The sequence below is a fragment of the Metabacillus niabensis genome (assembly GCF_020524345.1).
GTDB lineage: Bacteria > Bacillota > Bacilli > Bacillales > Bacillaceae > Metabacillus > Metabacillus niabensis_B.
Genome location: NZ_JAIVLH010000022.1, coordinates 72072 through 92083, shown reverse-complemented (window position 1 = coordinate 92083; position 20012 = coordinate 72072). Strand labels below are relative to the sequence as shown.

The 20012-nt window shown below is 35.7% G+C and carries 16 protein-coding genes; 3 read left to right on the top strand and 13 right to left on the bottom strand.

What is annotated here, in order from left to right:
• Positions 1-124: 124 nt before the first annotated feature.
• The 4 genes from LC095_RS21160 to LC095_RS21145 all read right to left on the bottom strand — a co-directional run bounded on the left by LC095_RS21160 (position 125) and on the right by LC095_RS21145 (position 5952).
• Positions 125-1090 carry a hypothetical protein gene (locus LC095_RS21160; protein WP_226530057.1) on the bottom strand — a complete coding sequence of 322 codons (966 nt, stop codon included), beginning with the start codon at positions 1088-1090 and terminating at the stop codon, positions 125-127.
• A gap of 85 nt (positions 1091-1175) precedes the next feature.
• A complete protein-coding gene (locus LC095_RS21155) occupies positions 1176-1838 on the bottom strand; it encodes an AraC family transcriptional regulator (RefSeq protein ID WP_226530056.1) in 663 nt (220 codons plus the stop codon).
• Between the two features lie 86 nt (positions 1839-1924).
• A complete protein-coding gene (locus LC095_RS21150; RefSeq protein ID WP_226530055.1) occupies positions 1925-3658 on the bottom strand; it encodes an ABC transporter ATP-binding protein in 1734 nt (577 codons plus the stop codon).
• A 236-nt stretch (positions 3659-3894) separates the two neighbouring features.
• A complete protein-coding gene (locus LC095_RS21145; RefSeq protein WP_226530054.1) occupies positions 3895-5952 on the bottom strand; it encodes an EAL domain-containing protein in 2058 nt (685 codons plus the stop codon).
• Positions 5953-6184: 232 nt separating this feature from the next.
• Between LC095_RS21145 and LC095_RS21140 the strand changes: the two genes are divergently transcribed.
• Entirely contained in the window at positions 6185-6934 is a 750-nt protein-coding gene (locus LC095_RS21140) for a YqcI/YcgG family protein (protein WP_226530053.1), read from the top strand.
• Positions 6935-7049: 115 nt separating this feature from the next.
• A complete protein-coding gene (locus tag LC095_RS21135; protein WP_226530052.1) occupies positions 7050-7616 on the top strand; it encodes a cysteine hydrolase family protein in 567 nt (188 codons plus the stop codon).
• A gap of 57 nt (positions 7617-7673) precedes the next feature.
• Here the strand turns inward: LC095_RS21135 and LC095_RS21130 are convergent, their stop codons facing one another.
• Entirely contained in the window at positions 7674-8594 is a 921-nt protein-coding gene (locus LC095_RS21130) for a DMT family transporter (protein ID WP_226530051.1), read from the bottom strand.
• A gap of 107 nt (positions 8595-8701) precedes the next feature.
• Here LC095_RS21130 and LC095_RS21125 point away from each other — a divergent pair, with 107 nt between their 5' ends.
• Positions 8702-10117 (top strand): PLP-dependent aminotransferase family protein, encoded by a 1416-nt coding sequence (locus tag LC095_RS21125; protein WP_226530050.1) that lies wholly within the window; start codon positions 8702-8704, stop codon positions 10115-10117.
• 85 nt (positions 10118-10202) lie between these two features.
• Here the strand turns inward: LC095_RS21125 and LC095_RS21120 are convergent, their stop codons facing one another.
• From LC095_RS21120 to htpG, 8 genes are all read right to left on the bottom strand, one after another.
• Positions 10203-11465, bottom strand: a complete 1263-nt coding sequence (locus LC095_RS21120) for an amidohydrolase family protein (RefSeq protein ID WP_226530049.1) — start codon at positions 11463-11465, stop codon at positions 10203-10205.
• Entirely contained in the window at positions 11455-12801 is a 1347-nt protein-coding gene (locus LC095_RS21115) for an amidohydrolase family protein (RefSeq protein WP_226530048.1), read from the bottom strand. Before LC095_RS21115 ends, LC095_RS21120 begins: the two co-directional genes overlap by 11 nt.
• Position 12802: 1 nt before the next feature.
• Positions 12803-13825: an ABC transporter substrate-binding protein gene (locus LC095_RS21110; protein ID WP_226530047.1), complete on the bottom strand. Its 1023-nt coding sequence runs from the start codon at positions 13823-13825 to the stop codon at positions 12803-12805.
• A 24-nt stretch (positions 13826-13849) separates the two neighbouring features.
• Positions 13850-14692 (bottom strand): ABC transporter permease, encoded by an 843-nt coding sequence (locus LC095_RS21105; RefSeq protein WP_226530046.1) that lies wholly within the window; start codon positions 14690-14692, stop codon positions 13850-13852.
• A gap of 17 nt (positions 14693-14709) precedes the next feature.
• On the bottom strand, positions 14710-16044 hold the full coding sequence (locus LC095_RS21100; protein WP_226530045.1) for an FAD-binding oxidoreductase: 1335 nt from the start codon (positions 16042-16044) through the stop codon (positions 14710-14712).
• A gap of 15 nt (positions 16045-16059) precedes the next feature.
• The gene (locus LC095_RS21095) at positions 16060-16851 is read right to left on the bottom strand and encodes an ABC transporter ATP-binding protein (RefSeq protein WP_226530069.1); all 792 of its coding nucleotides are present in this window, start codon (positions 16849-16851) and stop codon (positions 16060-16062) included.
• 26 nt (positions 16852-16877) lie between these two features.
• Positions 16878-17747 carry a creatininase family protein gene (locus tag LC095_RS21090; protein ID WP_226530044.1) on the bottom strand — a complete coding sequence of 290 codons (870 nt, stop codon included), beginning with the start codon at positions 17745-17747 and terminating at the stop codon, positions 16878-16880.
• Positions 17748-18036: 289 nt separating this feature from the next.
• A complete protein-coding gene (gene htpG / locus LC095_RS21085; protein ID WP_226530043.1) occupies positions 18037-19917 on the bottom strand; it encodes a molecular chaperone HtpG in 1881 nt (626 codons plus the stop codon).
• Between the last annotated feature and the right edge of the window lie 95 nt (positions 19918-20012).

Here is a 20012-nt window from a genome sequence, read left to right as displayed (position 1 = left end):
ATCGCCTCCTTTCGTTTTTCCTTCTGATATTTTGGTCAATTCCACCTTTCCAATTGCAAAGTAAAACGGGGAGGGAAATGGAGGTAGTTTTTTCTTTTGATATACTATACTTTGCAAGTTGAAGCTAATTCCGTTCGCAATGTAATCCTGTAAAAAACATATATAACGTATCTTGATCATCTTCTGATTCCCCGTAATGACCACATGGGCTTCCGATTCCATTTTTGTACCAATCCTCACCTTCTTTAGCATCAAGGATTAACAGAGGAGTTTTAGACCAATTAGCCCGATCACCATTAGGTTTATGTCCTTTTAATAACCACATTCCCTGCATTGGGAATGGAGAACGCCCATATAGATTCGTGCTTCTACAGACAGCCATTTCATATCCATATGTGTTTGATTTATGTACTGAAGCATCATAAAAATTCTCATTTCCGAAAAACAATGGTGTTGGAGTAGACCAGTTATTTATACCGTCATCACTCTCAGCATACATCATTTTATAGTTTGGATATCCGTTTTTTCCAGTCTCTTGCTTTGTTGTTACATACCATACTCTCCACTTTCCCTCTATATATCTAATCTTAGGTTCCAGGACATTAGGGGCGTCTTTTGTTCCCCATAAAATCGGATTGGGATAGCGATTCCAACCGTCAACTGTTTTTTCTAACATCCCGATGGAATAAGGTGCTTGATTATCTACCACTTTATTAGAAGCTCTTCCAGTATAATAAACTCTCTCAACTACTGTTCCATTTTGATCTGTTCCACTAACATAGCATGGAGTGTGAAAGCCATAAAAGTCCCAGCTTCCTTTTTTGGAGTTTTCACAAAGCGGTTTTGCCTTTTTTTCATTATCTTCATAAGTTGTGATACTCCAGTTATTGCTACTTAACGGATCTCCAATAGGAAGTGAAGCAGTAAAAATATTATTTTTAAAATTTGTTTGAAAGCCGCCAACAAACATCCACCACTGATTTTTAATTTTAACTACATGGGGATCTCCAATCCCTAAAATATTGTGGATACCATTATACTTATCAATTTGATCAAAAAGCTTGATCGGTTTTTTCATCACAAAATTCATTCTGATTCCCGCCTCAAATTGTATTTCTTTTATTTTGTGAATTCCTCTATAGGTTATTCTATTCCAGCGAAAATCCAAGGCACTTCTAGTTTTCACCACTCCTGTTCTCTCTAATCAGCTCGATATATTGTGTGTCACCTATACCATACTCTTTGAAATTATTTAGAAGTAATACGACTAGTTCCTCTTCAGGTAAGTCCTGATGCTCATGAATATACTTCATAAGTTCACTGTCATGGTTAAGGTACTGCAAATATAACTGAATTCCTCTTTGTAAAGAGTGAGGAAGAATAGTACCTGGAGTTTGTTTTTCAATAAGCACTTGATTGTATATTTCCTTATAACCTTTTGGATGAAGGGTTTGTTTTTCAATAGGCTTGAACTCATCATCAACCAAGACAAGGGTCACCTTATTCTGATAATCAATTTGATCTAACCAGGCAAGAATCGTTAGAATGTTTATTTGGCAAAACATGTCATAATCAAACCATAATGTCAATGAATTGAATTTTTTATTTAATAGTGGTTGTATTGATTTCAACGTAATGTTTTTATATTGATCAAGTGAAACATTATGAACCTCTGAACGCGTTTTAAGAAACTCCAGTGAGAAAATAGAGGATGAAGTCTTTCCATAGCACATCGCTTCATTAAAAGAAACAATGGTTTCATCCTTTAAAAAACCTCTTTCTTGAAAAATGTTATACATAACCTGTCCGTTTACGATATGTAGCATGTTCGTTTTCAAATGATCCCCACCTTTATCTTGATTACATTACTATTAAAAATGCTATTCCCCTCTATTGGAGAATAGCATGAACTCTTTTCCTCTTTTTAATTAAATTGCTTAGAATACAAATGTGAATATACACCGTTTTTCTCTAGTAATTCATCATGTGAGCCTTGCTCGGCAATTCCCTCTTCTGTTAATACAATAATTCGCTTTGCATAACGAATTGTAGACAGACGATGAGCAATGACAATGGTTGTTCGGTTCTTTGCAAATGCTTCTAATGATTCCTTCACGATGCTTTCACTTTCATTGTCTAGTGCACTTGTTGCTTCATCAAAAATGAGAATTGGGGCATCCTTTAAAAAAACACGCGCAATACTGAGCCGCTGCTTTTGTCCACCAGAAAGCTTTACACCTCGCTGTCCGATCTCCGAATGATACCCTTTAGGTAAGCTCATTATAAAATCATGAGCATTTGCACGTTTAGCAGCAATCACAACTTCTTCATCACTTGCATGTACATTTCCGTATCGTATATTTTCTAAAACAGTTCCTGAAAAAAGATAGACATCCTGCTGAACAATTCCTATATTACTTCTAAGTGACTGTATATCCATATCACGAACGTTAATGCCATCAATTAGTACAGCTCCACCGGATACATCATAAAAGCGGGGAATAAGAGAACATAAAGTCGTTTTTCCTGCTCCTGATGGTCCAACTAATGCTATATATTCTCCTTTTTGTATGGTAAAAGACAAATGAACAAACACATTGTCATCATGATCACCATAGCAAAAAGAAACTTCTTTAAACTCAATTTCCCCTTCGAGGTTTGCCATCTTAATTGGATTGGGTCTGTTTTTAATAGACGGTTCGATATTCAACATTTCCATAAATCGTTGAAAGCCTGTAATTCCCTCTTGAAACTGCATACTCATATGAGTCAATTTCTGAATCGGTTCAATCATATATGTGATATAGAGTAAAAATGTGATTAAATCCGCTAAGTCCAATGAATCCTTCACAATGCTGGCACTACCTAAAACGATGACAGTAATGGTAATAAGCTGAATAAAGGTTTCCATACCATTAAAGAAATAGGCCTCTGCTTTGTAGGTATTTTTTCGACTTTCAAGAAAACGTTGGTTTGCTTTAGAGAATTTTTCAGTTTCAATTCTTTCGTTAGCAAAAGACTTTACTACCCGAATTCCTGAGAGGCTATCTTCAACCTGAGCGTTAATATCAGCTATCCGCTGTTTGTTATTTCCTAATGCACTGTTCAATTTTTTATTAAAAAACAAAGCAAATGCACCCAGGAAAGGTAAAAAAGCAAATACCGCTATTGTTAGTGGTGCATTAATAAAAAATAAGATCACAAACGCCCCGATAAAACGAACAAAGTATTTAATATAATCTTCAGGTCCATGGTGGTATAATTCAGATAGCAACAACAGATCATTGGTTATTCTAGTCATTAGTTGACCTGTTTTTTCTTGGTCAAAAAACCGGAATGGCATCTTTTGTATGTGTTCAAATAACTCTGCACGAAGATCACTTTCCATACGCGCACCTATTTCATGCCCTTTATAATCAACAAAAAAATTCCCTGCATTTTGAATCAAGACGAGAACAAGCATCAGCCCCCCAATCCAAAATACTTCATTAAAAGCAATGGACAAGTCCCCTTCGAGAACATCTTTTGTGATATAGCGAACAAGCAGCGGAAAGATTAATGAAACTGCTGAAACTATAAAAGCACATCCTAAAACAAGTAAAAACAATCTTAAGTATGGTTTATAATAGGAAAGAAATTTTTTAACCGGAAATTGCATCATATACCCCTTTTTACTGTGTTTTTTCCTAAAAACACATATAAGGGTGTGACTGCATAATTCTTAAGACAAAGTTACCCCCTTATATGCATGGCTACCTTGAGATAAGTTGTTTTTCATCTTAACTCCTCCTTAGATTTTTATATTTATATTGTAAACGATTTCTCAAACTAAAAACAGTTAGAAAAAGAGGAAAATGCTTAGGGATAACCCAAAACATTTTCCTCACCATTCATTTATTTTTGTGACATATATTCTTGATGTTCTTGAAAATGTCGCACCCATTTAGCCAAATCCTTACGCTTCAATGGGGGAGAATAATAATATCCTTGTATTCCCGGTTTTTCAGGCATTTGTGAGAGAAATTTTACTTGTGCTTCTGTTTCAACACCTTCTATGATGACATCCATATTTAATGAATGACAAAGAACAATAATTGCTTTAATGATGGCCGAATCTTTTTCAGATTCAGGTACTCCATCAACAAATGACTTATCAATTTTCACTGTTGTGATGGGCAGTCTTTTTAAATACGACAACGATGATAGGCCCGTCCCAAAATCATCAAGTGCTACTCTAAAGCCGTATTTCCGAAATTCTCCTATTGAACTGATGGCATTTTCTATGTTGTTAATCACACTTGTTTCGGTAATCTCCAACTCTAAAAAATGACTGTCAATTCTATATTTAGAAACAGAGTTTTTTAATACGTTCATTAAACGGGGGGATGTAATATATTGACCAGGGATATTAATCGATACTGCTTTCAATGGATAATGATTCGCGATCCAATTCCCCATTTCCTGACAAACCTGATCAATGATCCAATCTGTTACATCAGTAATCTTTCCATTCTCCTCTAATGCCGGGATAAATACAGCGGGTGAGATAAACCCTTGTGTTGGATGATTCCATCGTAACAAAGCCTCCGCTCCAATAATCGCCTTGTCCGAACTGATTTTAGGTTGATAAACTATGAACAATTCATGATTATCCATTGCTTTATCAATGTCCTGAATAATACTTCTTTCAAATGAAAAAATGTGAATAGTTGGATTATATTCAATGACTTCATGTTTGTATTCAATCGATGAATGCTGAAGGACAGCCGTTGCATTTAAAAAGAGCTGCTTTGTCTCTTTTTCACGATTACCAGTTGAAAGTGCACAGACCATGTCGATGATGAACTTGTGATCTGAAATAACAATTGGTTGTATGAGTTCATTCATCATTTTGACTAAACTTTCCCTAAACTGTTCATAGTGGTGATGTCCTGTAATCAGTAGAGCAAAGCGGTTTCCCTCTATTCTATATGCTTCAGCCATCTCTGGTTTGTGTTGAATGATCCTTTGCCCAACTTCTTTAATAATTTTGTCTCCGAATGCATAACCATATCCACTATTCCATTTTTCTAAACGATTTAAGTGAATGATAGCTAAGCTTCCATAGGTAAATGACATTTCAAGCTTTTTTTCAAACTGTCTTCTATTTGGGAGTAAAGTTAAAGCATCAAAATAATTTAACCGGTAGTCAACATATCGATCAAGAATACTAGATAACCCTGAAAAGGCTAGAAAAATACTAATTCCTACAGTAATAAATAGGATAAGAAGAGGAAGATTCATTGAAATTGCATGGTTTGCATGTTCAATTAGAGGTGTTTCACTATAAAAAACAACAGCTGACATCCCTGTATAATGCATACTCGCAACAGCAAGCCCCATAATAATAGAAGTGATCATCTTCACAGCCATGTTTCTAGTAAACCTTCGCATCGTCGAAAAAATATACAGTGCCACATATGAAACGATGATCGCAATAACAACAGATGTAAGGAAGATCCATGGCTTGTACACAAATTTCGCGTCCATTTTCATTGCTGACATACCAATATAATGCATGGACGCTATCCCGAGCCCCATCGTAATCCCTGCGATTACGTAAGAGAACTGAGTTTTATTTTTTTGATTAGAAAAATAAAAGGCAAGGTATGATGCTAGTACAGCAGGAAATACAGAAATAATCGTTTGAATGATATCGTAATCCATTGATACAGGAAGCATAAAAGCACTCATTCCAATAAAATGCATGGACCAAATTCCCATCCCCATTGCAATGGAAGCTAATGTTAACCAGAAATTACGACTAAAAAAACTGTTTTGTTGAATCCTTTCATTTAAAGAAAGAGCTGTGTAAGAAGCCAAACAGGCAATTACGACTGAGAGTAAAACAATCCAAGGTGAATATTCTCCTTCAAGGATGATCATGGTGTCTGAATTTGGTAGAATAAACATTTTTACAACCTCTTATTGTAAGATAAAGTACTAGTCTTTATATCGGTTGTTTTTTTCATTCATTTAGCTAAATGAATGAAAAAAGAACGGCTTTCTTATACTTTTGATCGTTAAACAATTCTGTTCTGTTTATCTGGCATTTATCAGTAGGAAAAATCACCAAAACAGGTAAAGACATTCACCTATCCCAATCCACATGAATAATGTGTACTGTGATAGGAGGTAAAAAAAAATGGAACTCCTGAAAAGGGACTTAATAAACAAAGATAAATTGCCTTTTTGGAAAAGAGATGCTTTAGAAAAATTCGAAATGAAAATGATGGATAAAGATAAGCCGTTTCCATGCATTCCTGCTACACAAGGATTTTCCTTAAATCATTTACAATATGCATTTGTAGGAGATCCAAGAGACGATTCCTCTTCTCACGAACTGGCAGAATTGCTTTCATCCTATACATTGAATTCAAAAGAGCTAGGAAGATACACATCACTCATTGTCTTTTTCGAGACCCCACCTGACTTATCTGACACCTATAATGTGGAAAAGTTCGAACAGCTATTTTGGAATCAGCTTAACAAGTTAACAAAGTTAGATTCAGTCGAATGGCCAAATCAGATCCCATCTGATCCAACTCAACCTTCTTGGGAGTTTTGTTTCCATGGGGAACAATATTTTATGTATTGTGCTAGTCCGGCTCATAAAAATAGATCGAGCAGGTCATTTCCATATTTTATGCTTGCGATCACTCCTAGATGGGTGCTTGAATTATTTAATACTTCCCCGTCTTACTCAAAGAAAATAAAAGAAAACATTCGGAAACGATTAAATAAATACGACTCCATTTCCATCCATCCTGATCTAAATACCTACGGGAATTCGGATAATTTTGAATGGAAGCAATATTTTTTGCATGATGATGACTCGACATTAACTAAATGTCCTTTTCATAAGTTCATAAATGAGGTCAAAAAATATCGATAAAAAGATGAAATTCCCCATTATATCATTGGTGGGGAATTTTTTATTTTTCTAGGATGAAATGATTTATTAAGACTTACACTATTATTAAGTGGTAGCTAGAAAGGTAGGGACAAAAATGAGTCAATTATTTTCACAACCTGCATTATTGGTCTTAGATATTCAAAAGGGGTTTGATAATCCTTATTGGGGAAAACGCAATAATTTACAAGCAGAAAACAATATTCAGACTTTATTAACTGAATGGAGAAAACGAGACTGGACAATCATTTATTCACAGCATTTATCACTTGATCCCCAATCTCCCCTTTATTACAAAAATGCCAACCAAACGGAATTTATGGACAGTGTACGTCCACTACCAAGTGAAGTGATTATGCAAAAAAATGTAAATAGTGCTTTTATAGGAACACAATTAGAAAACTATTTAAAAAGCTATCAAATCAAATCTGTTGTTATTACAGGATTATCCACACAGCATTGTGTCTCAACCACAACAAGAATGAGCAGCAACCTGGGGTTCCAAACATTCCTTGTCTCTGATGCTACTGCTGCATTTGAAATAACAGACCACACTGGGAAACGTCATACTCCTGAGGATATTCATCAATTTGAACTGGCTACGTTACATAAAGAATTTGCGACAATTTTAAATACAGATGAAGTGATTACGCAAATTAGCTAAAATTATATAAAAAAATAGTCCGTATCACTTACTGGAGTGAGCGGACTATTTACAAAGCTACATATGATTTCTTACCACAGACCTCCTCGCTGAAAAAATATTACGTAAAGTTTGAAAGTTGATCAAGATAATACCAAATATAATCGTTACAGCTCCTAATCCAGTGACAATTGAAAAATGTTCATCATATAGTAAAACCCCTAAAGCCAATGCAATGATCGGTGATATATAAAGCCATGTTGATGGAAATACCGGGTTTGTATTTGAAACGAGCCAATAATATAAACTATGTCCTATCATTGATCCTGCAATAATTAAATAAATAAGAGATCCAGCAGATTCTGGTTGAAAAAATGCACTAATTTGAATATCTTCTGTGAAACTTGCTAATACGAGTAATAGAACCCCGCCATACATCATTTGGACAGCATTTAACGCAATGGGGGAAGCTTCTTTATATATTTCTGTTACTTTTCTCGTGTATATTGTACCTGCAGCATAAAAAACTTCTCCAATTAAAATGGCCACACAGCCAGCTAGCCAAAAAGTGCTCATATCCATTGAGAGGGTTTCTTGCACAAGCAATAAAACCCCTATAATCCCTATAGCACACCCTAACACAGAATGTACTGTCGCTTTTTGTCTTAAAAGAAAACTTTGAATAAAAATAATCATCATCGGCCCTGTAGCTGATAAAACCGCTGCTATTCCGGAGGTTACATATTGCTCAGCCCAATATAATGTCGAAAAAGTCCCAAAAGTCAAACCAACACCTGAGAAAAACAGTTCTTTTCGAAATAATAACTGAAATAGGCGCTTATTTCTCACAGACATAAAACTAAAGATGAGAAAACCAGCCAGAAAAAACCGGACTCCTCCCGAAAAAAACGGTGTTAAACCCGAATCAATGCCAATCTTAATTGCTAAAAAAGTTGTTCCAAAAATGAAGCACATAAAACAAAAATTAATAAAGATCATTTCATTCTCCTCCTCTGCTTCATCTTAATAGAAGAGAAATAGAACAGTTTATTTTGAATAGAACAGACAGGGAGATAAAATGGTAAAATCTTAATATGAGGGAGGGAATGAATGTGGAAAAAACAACAGATAAACAGGATTATTTATTTAAACAAGTATATGAATATGTCTTAAACCACATTGAACGTAAGGAATGGAAAAAGGATGATAAACTCCCTTCTGTTAGGAGCTTAGCAGATCAACTGAATGTTCATCGCCTAACGGTCTTAAGGGCATATCAGCTACTGAAACAACATAACAAAGTGTATGTGAAGGATAAATCAGGATATTTCGTTAGATCAGAACAGTCTGTTGACCCTAATAATACCGATCTCCCAATTATTTCAGCCTATAATCATAAAAATCACTTGTCTGATATTCATCAGCATCAAGTAGAATATAATTTTTCTCAAGCACTTATTGACCCTAACTTATTACCAAATCAGTTTCTATCAGACTATGTAAAAAAAGTATTTGATTTACACCCTAAAGTACTAGCAACATATTCAACAGTACAAGGTGATGCGGAACTTAGAGAGTTATTGTCTCTTTACTTTGGAAAGCAATATAAGACTCCTCTTCAAAAGGATGACATATTAATTACATCTGGTTCTCAGCAAGCGATTCATTTAATCTCTCAAGCTTTTCTTAAACCTAGAGACACGGTTTTACTCGAAAGACCAAGCTATAGTGCAGCAATTGATGTATTCAAAGCTCGAGGGGCAAATATAGCTACCATTGATATTAGCCAGAATGGTTATGATTTAGATCAGGTTGAAAGGCAGATGAAACTTTTTAAGCCTCGCCTCTTTTATCTGAATCCTACCTTTCATAATCCAACTGGTATAACAATTCCTCCAGAGCAACGAAAACAATTGGTGGATTTAGCTGAAAACTATAAATGCCTTCTTGTTGAAGATGATGCATACTATGATACTTACTTTGATCAACCTCCCCCACTACCAATATATACCTACGATACAGCTGGCATCGTCATTTATGTTCGAAGCTTTTGTAAATATATCTCTCCCGGGTTGCGGGTTGCATCAATCATTTGTCAATCTCAGGCTACAATGAAGTCTTTATTATCATCTAAATCGCTAACAGATAACGGTTCACCACTTTTAAACCAGAAAATTTTTCTGCACTATTTTTCATCATTGCGACTACAACAACATTTAGAAAAGTTAAGAATAGCTTTACAAATTCGCAAGGAAATCATGGAAGAAGAGTTGGCAGCAATGAATTGGAAGTGGCAGAGCCCAGATGGTGGATTAAATTTATGGATTGAACTGCCTCATGGAGTTTCCACGCAGGAATTGTACACAAAGGCAATTGAAAATGGAATATCCATTGTACCTGGTATGGTTTTTGATCCATTGGAAGAGTCAACTTCATTTGTCCGGTTGAGTTATTCCTATGTAAATGAAAAACAGATTCGAGAAGGGATTAGAAGATTAGTGAATATAACGAAAGGAAGTTAAATAAGAAACTAAAAGCGACAAAGGTAACCACATCAAAATCAAGAGGCCTATTAAACAGAAAAGGCCTCTTATTAGTAGCATATCATCAAGTCAAAGAGATTAGAGAATCCTTATACCAAATCGGTTCAGATGGTTTCGTTTCCACAATTAGATGTCCATCTCGAATCACATAGCGACAAGCAGGCTGTTTACTTAGCATATCAACAACATTATTAACAGGGAGTACAATTATGTTTGCCCTTTTACCAACTTCAATCCCATAGTGATCTTTTATTCCAAATGCTTTTGCCCCATTTTTCGTAATCATATTGATCATGTCAACTCTTTCAGCCTCACCTGACATATGAGCTAAATGTGCTCCCATATGTGCTGCTTGTAGAATATTTCCGTTGCCGAATGGATAAAAAGGTGTTTGTATATCATCGTGGGCAATACATACATTCACACCCGCTTCATTTAATTCTTTTATTCTCGTAATTCCTCTTCCTTTAGGATGTGAATCGAAACGCCCCTGCATCGTACAATTTATTAAAGGACATGATACAACCGTCATATCTGCTTTTTTCACAAGTGAAATTACTTTTGCTGCATAGCTATTAGAATAGTAAGCCATTGCATTTGTATGGCTTACTGTCACTCTTTCTCCCATTCCTTTACTTATCGCCAAATCTGCTATGACTTCTAAAAACCGTGAGTGCTCATCATCCACTTCATCTGAAAAAATGTGGACAAATGAACCATAATGTTCCGCAATTGCAAAACACTCTTGTATTGACTTTATACCATTTTCACGGGTATGTTCCAGATGAGGGACAGCACTAACCGCATCTGCTCCTAGGTGAACAGCTTCAACCAAACGATCTTTATTCTTAGGGGATGAAATAATTCCTTCTTGTGGAAAGGCAATAATCTGGATATCAATTATATGCTGTAATTTTGCTCGAAGTGAAATGATTGCTTTTAGAGCTGTTAATTCAGGATCAGAAATATCAACCGCTGCACGCACATAAAGAATACCATGTTGAATTAGGAGTTTAATCGCTTTTTCTGCTCGTTCAAGCACATCCTCATAAGTCAGCTTAGCTTTACGTTCTTGCCAAAGCTCGATCCCTTCCATCAATGTTCCTGATAGATTTTTCAGATCTTTTCCTGATGTTAGCACAGTATCTAAATGGGTATGCATTTCAACAAAAGGCGGTAGAGCAATTCCTCCACCTGCCTCCCACTCTATTTCCCCATGAATTACATCCTCTGTCATTCTTGCAATCTTTCCATTTATAATCCCAATATGAAACAGTGAACTTTGTTCTTGTAATCTCACATTCTTAATTACAGTATCATATACCATCTTCTCTCCCTCCAACACCTACAGCTTTTTCTGACATTAGAAATTGAGTCTCTGATGTTGTTCCGCTCACCCATCTTCCCTTATGATAAACGAAACGAGATGGAGAAAGATTTGCAAATAATTGATAAATGTCTCTCCCTTCTAAAAGTACAAAGCTCGCATTCACCTTTTCCTTCACACGATGATTTTTCAGTCCATAAAATCCTGCAGGGGTCTCCGTCATCATTTTGATCAAATGCTGAAGTTCACTTTCACTTCCTAAATGAGCAGTATAGGCTGTTAATAGACCAATTTGTAGTAAATCACATCTTCCAAAAGGATGAAATGGATCATTTACATTATCTGAGGCTGTTGCGATTTCAACCCCTCCGTTTAGGAATTCCTTTACTCTCGTAATGCCTCTTCGTATTATTCCTCTATCATGTCTTCCTTGAAGATACATATTTGCACCCGGTAATGTAACAGCACCTATTTTAGTACCAGCCATTTCTTCGATTATAGTTACAGCTCGTTTTTCATCCATTGCTGATAATGAACATAGATGACCCGCAACTACTTTTCCTTGATAATTGTATTCCTTCGTTTTTTGTATGATATGTTCGATCGTACATATAGTAGGATCATCCTGTTCATCAACATGCAGGTCAATAAATTTATCGAACTTCTCCGCCAATTGAAAGATGCAATCAATGTCTTCCTTTGAAGTTGGGGATAAATGTGGTGCTCCACCAATACCATCCACCCCATAGGATACCGCTTCTTCAATCACTTCCATCTGCATTTTAGGACGGGATGATAGATAAGAAAACATAGGTACAACTTGTATTGACATATTTGAACGTAACTCTTCCCTCACCTCTAAAACGGCCTGTAAGTGACTAAGTGCTAAATTCTCATTAATATCCAATTCAAAATTCACATGAGTTCTCATATGAGTCGTTCCATAAGATAAAGATTGAAGCGCTGCCTTTCTTACTCTCTCTTTTATATCATGCTCTGAAAAAGACACTGCCTTTTCACTATAATTTCTTATCGCCTCCTGCAAGGTGCCAGACCTATTAGGTACAGAAGTTAATGCAAATGCCTTATCCAGATGTGTGTGAATATCAATAAAAGAAGGAAGAAGATATCTTCCCTCAACATCAATGGCATTTTGTTTAGGTAAATCACTTATGCTTAATTCCGATAATTTTGCATCATGTAGCATAGCAGAATCAGTTTGCTTTTGAATTGTTTCATAAACACCATTTTTAATCGTTATAGAAAATAATTGACCTATTGAATCTTGTGGTAAACGTACATTATACAGGTGTAATTCTTCCTGGTTATCTCTCATGTTATTGCTCCAGGAATTCCGTTGTAAAAGCTTTTGAAACATCATCTTCATTTTTGATAATATCTAATTTTAACAGCTCCTCCTGAAGCATGCTCCATCGCTCTTCTGACATATACCCAAATCCATGCTCTTCAGCGTCTCCGCCAAAGATTAGTTCTTCCTCTGCTTTCGCTCCATATTCCATTTTTTCTAATGTTAATTCAGGGTTCGCTTCCTTAATATATGGATTCACATCTGACCAGTTATCTCGATAGAATTCCCACCCCTTAACAGTTGCATCCATAAACGCTTGCACAAGCTCCGGGTTTTCTTTTATTACTTTTTCTGTAGTAAAAATAATGTTTGCATACGTTTCAAATCCTGAATCATGAATAAAGAGATAATCATTATTAACTCCTTGCTCATCTAATGAGTATGGCTCAGATGTTACATAACCTTGTGTAACAGCATTCTCATCTTCAATAAATGTTGCTAGAGAACCAGTATATGACATTTCCTTTACTTTAGTGAGATCATAGGCAGATTTGATATATTCCCAATATCCGCTCCCTGGAGCTGTATAAACCGTTTTTCCATCAAGATCTCCAAAATCAGCCACGGTTCCTTCATGAGTAATTAATACTTGAGGGCTTTTTTGGAAGATAGCCCCGATTGCTACAAGTGGAATTCCTTTGTCACGAGCAATTAATAGATCTTCCGCTTGAGTATATCCAAATTGAGCTTCACCTGATGCAACAATTTGGGTAGCTGAAACCTGGGGACCACCAGGCTCTATCGTCATCTCCAATCCTTCTTCCTTATAAAAACCTTGCTGTAATGCAGCGTAGTTTCCTCCATGCTCAGGTTGGGCAAACCAATTTGTTACAAGTTTCGCCTCCCCCAATTCTTTGCTTTCATCTGCTTTCTCTTCACTATCAGAATCAGTACTAGAACTAGAGGATTCTGTGCTGCCACAGGCTGCTAGAAGTAATAGAGACAAAATACTAACCAACACACCAAACTTAGCCATTACTTTCCTTTTCATCGTATAACCCCCTGCATATTCGGTTTAGTTTTGTTTTTTCATTTCTGATTCATGCCAAGAACCTAGTAACAGCTTTGAAATCAAGTTCACAATGAGGAAAAAGACGATACCCAAGATGGCAGCTGAAATTCCACAGGCAAAGAGATAGGCTGTCTCTAACCTTGAGGATGCAACAGTGATTGCATACCCGATTCCCCCAGCACCGCCTCCAATACCGGCGATATATTCTCCAACAATTGCCCCAATAACTGCTAATGTACAAGATATCTTCAAACCGGCCATTATATAGGGTAATGCCGCTGGTATACGAACCTTCCACATTATTTGCCATTTAGAAGCTTGATAGAGTTTGAGCAAGTGTATCATTCCACTGTTAGTAGAATTAAGGCCAATTAATGTATTAGATAGCATGGGGAAAAATCCAATCGTAAATGCTATAATAACGATCGCATTCATACCTGAACCAAACCAAATGACAATAATCGGAGCAATCGCTACAATCGGAATGGTTTGCAATAGAATGGCATAAGGATATAAGCTTTTCTCCAATAACTTAGAACTTGCCATAATAATTGCCCCTAAAACACCACCTATTACACTAAACACAAACCCAACAACAGCTTCTGTAATCGTCGTTAAAACAGCTGTGCTTAGGTTTTCCCAATTATTCACTGCAGCTTGAACGATATCGGTTGGCTTTGGTAATAAATAGTTAGGAATTTGAAGAATCTGTGCTCCAAATTGCCAAAAAGAGAGAAATAAAACAAATACAACGACTGGAGGTATAATATTATTTGGAATATTCAGTTTTTTATCCTTACTCTTCTTCAAAGGTACACTAGAAACCTCTAGTTGAGTATGTTCCATGAAAATAACCTCCTTTTCTATTGAACTATTTCTTTATTACTTGGAATTTTCCCGGGATTCAATAAATTGAAAGGATCATTTTTCTTTTTCATTTTTTCTATTTCCTTCATTCTTAAATTATAACCTCCAAAGCCCAGCAGATAAGTATGGGGATTATTAATTTGGACCCCTACACTTTCGAAATAGTCAATGATTTCATTTAACCTATCTTCTGATTGATAAATGAGAACCGGAAGAGAGGCGGGAGTAATCTCACCTTTAATCTTAATAAATTCAAAATGAAATTGTACTTCATAACCATATTTCATACGAATCGCATCCATTTGCTCAAATATCCTATTCTTATCAAATCTAGCTTGTAAATAGGTGATATTCTCACCATGTTTATGTGCCCATAATGTGGCATGGTTCCAAGTGAAATCTGAAAGTTTCAACCCTTTTTGATAGTTTTCAACAGGTATTTTAAACGTTATTTCTCCATGATATTCTTTAGCAAGCTGCTCTAACTTCTCTTCTGCCCCTTCATCAATTTCCAACATAACGATCGATTTCCCATCTTGAAGGAATTTCTTTAAACCTGGGAAATGTGACGGAATTGGCCATTCACAAACTGACACTAATCGTTTAATAATCGCTTCATTATGTGCAAGGGCATCACTGAACTCAACAGCCTTTTGAAATTCATCAAATGAAACAATATGCTGAGCCCAATCTGTTTTTGGTTCAATAAATAAAGTCGCCTCTACAACAATGCCTGTTGTTCCGTAGTTATGGATATATGTCTCCATTTCCTCGCCACTTACTGTTAGTAGTTGAGGCTCCTCTTCAATGGTCATAACAGTAATAGATTGTATATTACCATCCCATAAATTGCCCCATCTAATAGACCCAATACCTCCTGATCCTCCACATAAAAATCCTCCTACTGTCGCTTTCATATAGGTACTAGGGTAAATTCTTAATTCCTTTCCTTGTTGTCGCAAGTTTTTTTCTAATACACCAAGCTTCACTCCTGCTTGAACATGAGCATTTCCTTCTCTTATCTCTATGATATGATCAAGCTTTGTTACATCTAAAACAATTCCCCCCTCCAATGGTATAGCCTGACCGTAATTACCAGTTCCAGCTCCCCTTACTGTAATAGGAACACGATTCTTCACCGCAAAGGCAACAATCTTTCCTACTTCATCAATTGATTCAGGCTGGATGGCACAATCTGCTCGTTTTTCCTTTAATTGTTGATAAAGTACTGGGGAATACCAATAATAGTCTTTAGATAATCGTTCTTTAACAGCTTCTGAGATTAATACCTTTTCTTCTCCTAATAACTCCATTAACTGTTTTATCCACATACGTTTTCCCTCCTTTTAAAACTTTAAGTCTTGTGATACTTTTGCTGCAATATCACTAAATTGATGTGATGTTCTAAGGTCTTCATTCCGCGGAAATGGGAGGGGGACCTCTACAACTGATTCAACTTTTCCAGGACTAGGCGTCATAACCGCAATTTTTGTTGATAAATACACGGCTTCAAACACATTATGAGTAATAAATAAGACTGTCATCTTTTCGGTCTCCCAAATTCTTAGGAGTTCTGATTGTAAGTTTTGCCTTGTAATCTCATCCAGGGCCCCGAATGGTTCGTCCATTAATAATAATTTCGGTTTTGACACAAGCGCCCTTGCAATTGAAACACGCATTTTCATTCCCCCCGAAAGTTCTCGAGGTAGCGCCTTTGTATATTCTGATAATCCAACCATTTTAAGGACATGGTGAGCTTTCTCAAGCTTTTCCTGCTTTGTTACATGTCTAAATTCTAAAGGAAGCATGACATTTTCTAATACAGAGCGCCATGGTAAAAGAGTAGGCTCTTGAAAAACAAATGACACATCTGTGCTTTGTTGTCTTGCTAATGTTGGTGTTGTCCCAAGGATCTCCAGTTTTCCTACAGAATGCTCAATAATCCCGGAAATCATATTAAATATTGTCGATTTCCCACAACCAGAAGGACCAACAAATGATATAAATTCCCCTTCCTCAATCTCTAAGCTAACATTTTGAACAGCTGTTTTTCCATTAGGGTATACTTTGCTCACATTTTCCATAAAAACAACTGGACGTTCTCGATTATGTTGCTTTGGTTTTGTTAATGTAGGCATTTCCTGCTTCAACACCATCGCCCCCTCTACTGTTTCACCATTTTATTTGTTAACCTATCAATATCAAAGTTTCGCATTTCTCTTAATGCTTCAGCAATTGATTCAGAAACATATCGATTAATCTCCATCCCTTTCTCTATGGTAGCTAGAGTTGCATCTCCTGCAACTCCTGTAGTAGAGATATCATTAATCACCCAAGCAAAATAGCTGGTTCCTTTTAAATAAAGATGCTTTGTATCCTCTGGCAATTTTACAAACTCAGTAGGAGATTTATCAGGGTGAACCCAGTTATTTTTAAAGTCCAGTACCATAGAAGTTTCCACATCTCCCCCATGTATGCCAAATTTTTGTTCACGCTCAGTGATGAGGTCATTTGTTTTCGATGAACCAGGATTTAATCGGAACACCATCATACCTGTCTCAATTCTAATTTCTCTCGAGATCATATTTAATAAATCATGATTTCCTCCATGTGTATTAAATAAGAGAAGTCTTTTAAATCCACTTGCATGAACACTTTTCGCTATATCCGTGACAACAGCTTGTAAGGTAGCAGCAGATAATGTCATCGTACCAGGCATACCTAGGTGCTCCGTACTCTTTCCATACGGCAATGGTGGCAATACCCAGATATTATCTTCCTCATCCAGCAATTCTAATGCCTGATTTAACAATCCTTCTCCAATCAAAGTATCCGTATAAATTGGTAAATGGGGGCCATGCTGTTCAATCGCTCCAATAGGTAATATGATCAATGCATCTTCCTTACTCAATTCCTTCACTTCCTCTGTTGTTAAACGAGGCAGAAACCTCTTTTCAAATGCAATCCCCTTATACCTTTCATTCAGCATCGCCATCAACCTTTCAACTAGGATTTTTAATGTAGAAACCTTCATCAATTTTTATTGTCATATTTTCTAACAATACCTTTCATAACTTTATCGACAATTTTAAAATTCGATCTGTTTCACGTTAACAAATGTAACATCTGTCCCCATTCTAATATAAAATTTTCTAATAATCATTGACGTATCTATTAAAAAGAAGAAATCCTTTTGTTTAAATTAACTAAAAATTCAGACTTTTTGTTAGATTATATTACATTGAACAATAATATTTATTCATAAATTGGACGCAGAACAAAAAACAACAGCCTCTTTCTCAAAGGAAAGAGGCTGTTGTTTTTTACACCATTACTTTACACATATCATTTGTAAATTCAACTGGATCCTGAATTGGTAAGCCTTCAATTAATAACGCCTGATTATAGAGAAGGTTCGTATATAATTTCACTTTTTCTTTATCCTGATCAAAGGCGTTTTTCAATGATTGGAATACTTCGTGATTGCTGTTAATTTCCAATACTTTCTCAGCCTTTACATTTTGATTATCAGGCATTGCACTTAAAACCTTTTCCATCTCAATTGTTACTTCACCAACAGTTGATAAGCATACCGGATGAGATTTTAATCGTTTTGAAAGCTTTACATCGGATACTTTTCCTGCTAATACTTCTTTCATTAAATCAAAGAGATCTTTATTTTCAGTTTGTTCCGTTTCTGTTTGCTTTTGATCTTCTTCTGATTCAATTCCCAAGTCACCGCTTGAAACGGATTTAAATTCTTTTTCATTATAAGTCATAAGCATTTTAATCGCGAATTCATCAATATCCTCTGTAAAATATAGAATTTCATAGCCTTTTTCAGCCACCATCTCTGTTTGAGGAAGTTTTTCAATTCTCTCAATTGATTCACCTGTAGCATAATAAATATATTTTTGATCCTCAGGCATTCTTGATACATAGTCATCAAGTGAAACAAGTTTTTTCTCTTTTGAAGAGTAGAACATTAATAAGTCCTGAAGAACTTCTTTGTTACTTCCAAAATCATTGTATACTCCAAATTTTAGCTGTCTTCCAAAGGATTTATAAAACTCCTCATATTTTTCACGATCATTTTTCATGAGACTTTTTAATTCATTTTTAATTTTTTTGCTTATATTTTTCGCAATGAACTTTACTTGACGATCCTGTTGCAAAATTTCCCTTGAAATATTTAGAGATAAATCCTCAGAGTCTACCATACCTTTTACAAAGCTGAAGTAATCAGGTAATAGCTCTGCACATTTATTCATAATTAAGACACCATTTGAATAAAGTTCAAGCCCTTTTTCATATTCCTTAGAATAGAAGTCAAATGGAGTTTGTCCAGGAATATAAAGAATGGCATTGTAACGAACAGTACCGTCAACATTAATATGAATATGTTTAATCGGTTTATCAAAGCCGTAGTGCTTTTCATGATAGAATGACTCATAGTCTTCATCCGTTAATTCACTCTTATTTTTTCTCCAGATCGGCACCATACTATTAATAACTTGCTCTTCCGTGTACTCTTCTAATTCATCTTCTGTTCCCTCTTTTGGACGTTGTCCTGATACATCCATCTTGATTGGATAACGAATAAAGTCAGAGTATTTTTTAATAATCGTTTTTAACGTATATTCTTCTAAAAATTCATCATAGCTTTCTTCTTCAGCACTTTCTTTGATTTTTAGAATAATCTCTGTGCCGACAGTCTCTTTTTCATACGGTTCAATTGTATAACCTTCTGCACCTTCAGATTCCCATTTATACGCTTCATCACTTCCAAGTGCTTTACTAATTACTGTAACAACATCGGCTACCATAAAAGCAGCATAAAAACCCACTCCGAATTGCCCGATGATATCGTGGCCATCCTTTGATTCGTTTTCCTTTTTAAATGCTAAAGAGCCACTTTTTGCAATAACACCCAAATTATTTTCTAGTTCATCTTTCGTCATACCAATTCCAGTATCAGTAATCGTTAGTGTGCGATTTTCTTTATTAGCTGTAATTTTAATATAATAGCTATCTTTATTAAAAGTTAGTGAGTCATCAGTTAATGCTTTGTAATAAATTTTATCGATCGCATCACTGGCATTTGAAATCAACTCCCTTAAAAATACCTCACGTTGAGAGTAAATAGAGTTAATCATCATTTCTAAAAGTCGTTTGGATTCTGCTTTAAATTGTTTTTTCGTCAATTTAATCTCTCCTTTCAATGTTTCAGCAACTTCATAACAATTAGCACTCTAATCACCAGAGTGCTAACATATACATTTTAATATCATATCATACT

What these genes read in the sequence shown, in the direction of transcription:
- LC095_RS21095 (WP_226530069.1), bottom strand. Translation starts at nt 16,851, where the DNA reads ATGCCTACATTAACAAAACCAAAGCAACATAATCGAGAACGTCCAGTT.
- LC095_RS21125 (WP_226530050.1), top strand. Translation starts at nt 8,702, where the DNA reads ATGAATGTGGAAAAAACAACAGATAAACAGGATTATTTATTTAAACAA.
- LC095_RS21105 (WP_226530046.1), bottom strand. Translation starts at nt 14,692, where the DNA reads ATGGAACATACTCAACTAGAGGTTTCTAGTGTACCTTTGAAGAAGAGT.
- LC095_RS21120 (WP_226530049.1), bottom strand. Translation starts at nt 11,465, where the DNA reads ATGGTATATGATACTGTAATTAAGAATGTGAGATTACAAGAACAAAGT.
- LC095_RS21100 (WP_226530045.1), bottom strand. Translation starts at nt 16,044, where the DNA reads ATGTGGATAAAACAGTTAATGGAGTTATTAGGAGAAGAAAAGGTATTA.
- LC095_RS21110 (WP_226530047.1), bottom strand. Translation starts at nt 13,825, where the DNA reads ATGAAAAGGAAAGTAATGGCTAAGTTTGGTGTGTTGGTTAGTATTTTG.
- LC095_RS21115 (WP_226530048.1), bottom strand. Translation starts at nt 12,801, where the DNA reads ATGAGAGATAACCAGGAAGAATTACACCTGTATAATGTACGTTTACCA.
- LC095_RS21145 (WP_226530054.1), bottom strand. Translation starts at nt 5,952, where the DNA reads ATGTTTATTCTACCAAATTCAGACACCATGATCATCCTTGAAGGAGAA.
- LC095_RS21140 (WP_226530053.1), top strand. Translation starts at nt 6,185, where the DNA reads ATGGAACTCCTGAAAAGGGACTTAATAAACAAAGATAAATTGCCTTTT.
- LC095_RS21130 (WP_226530051.1), bottom strand. Translation starts at nt 8,594, where the DNA reads ATGATCTTTATTAATTTTTGTTTTATGTGCTTCATTTTTGGAACAACT.
- LC095_RS21160 (WP_226530057.1), bottom strand. Translation starts at nt 1,090, where the DNA reads ATGAATTTTGTGATGAAAAAACCGATCAAGCTTTTTGATCAAATTGAT.
- LC095_RS21135 (WP_226530052.1), top strand. Translation starts at nt 7,050, where the DNA reads ATGAGTCAATTATTTTCACAACCTGCATTATTGGTCTTAGATATTCAA.
- LC095_RS21090 (WP_226530044.1), bottom strand. Translation starts at nt 17,747, where the DNA reads ATGAAGGTTTCTACATTAAAAATCCTAGTTGAAAGGTTGATGGCGATG.
- LC095_RS21150 (WP_226530055.1), bottom strand. Translation starts at nt 3,658, where the DNA reads ATGCAATTTCCGGTTAAAAAATTTCTTTCCTATTATAAACCATACTTA.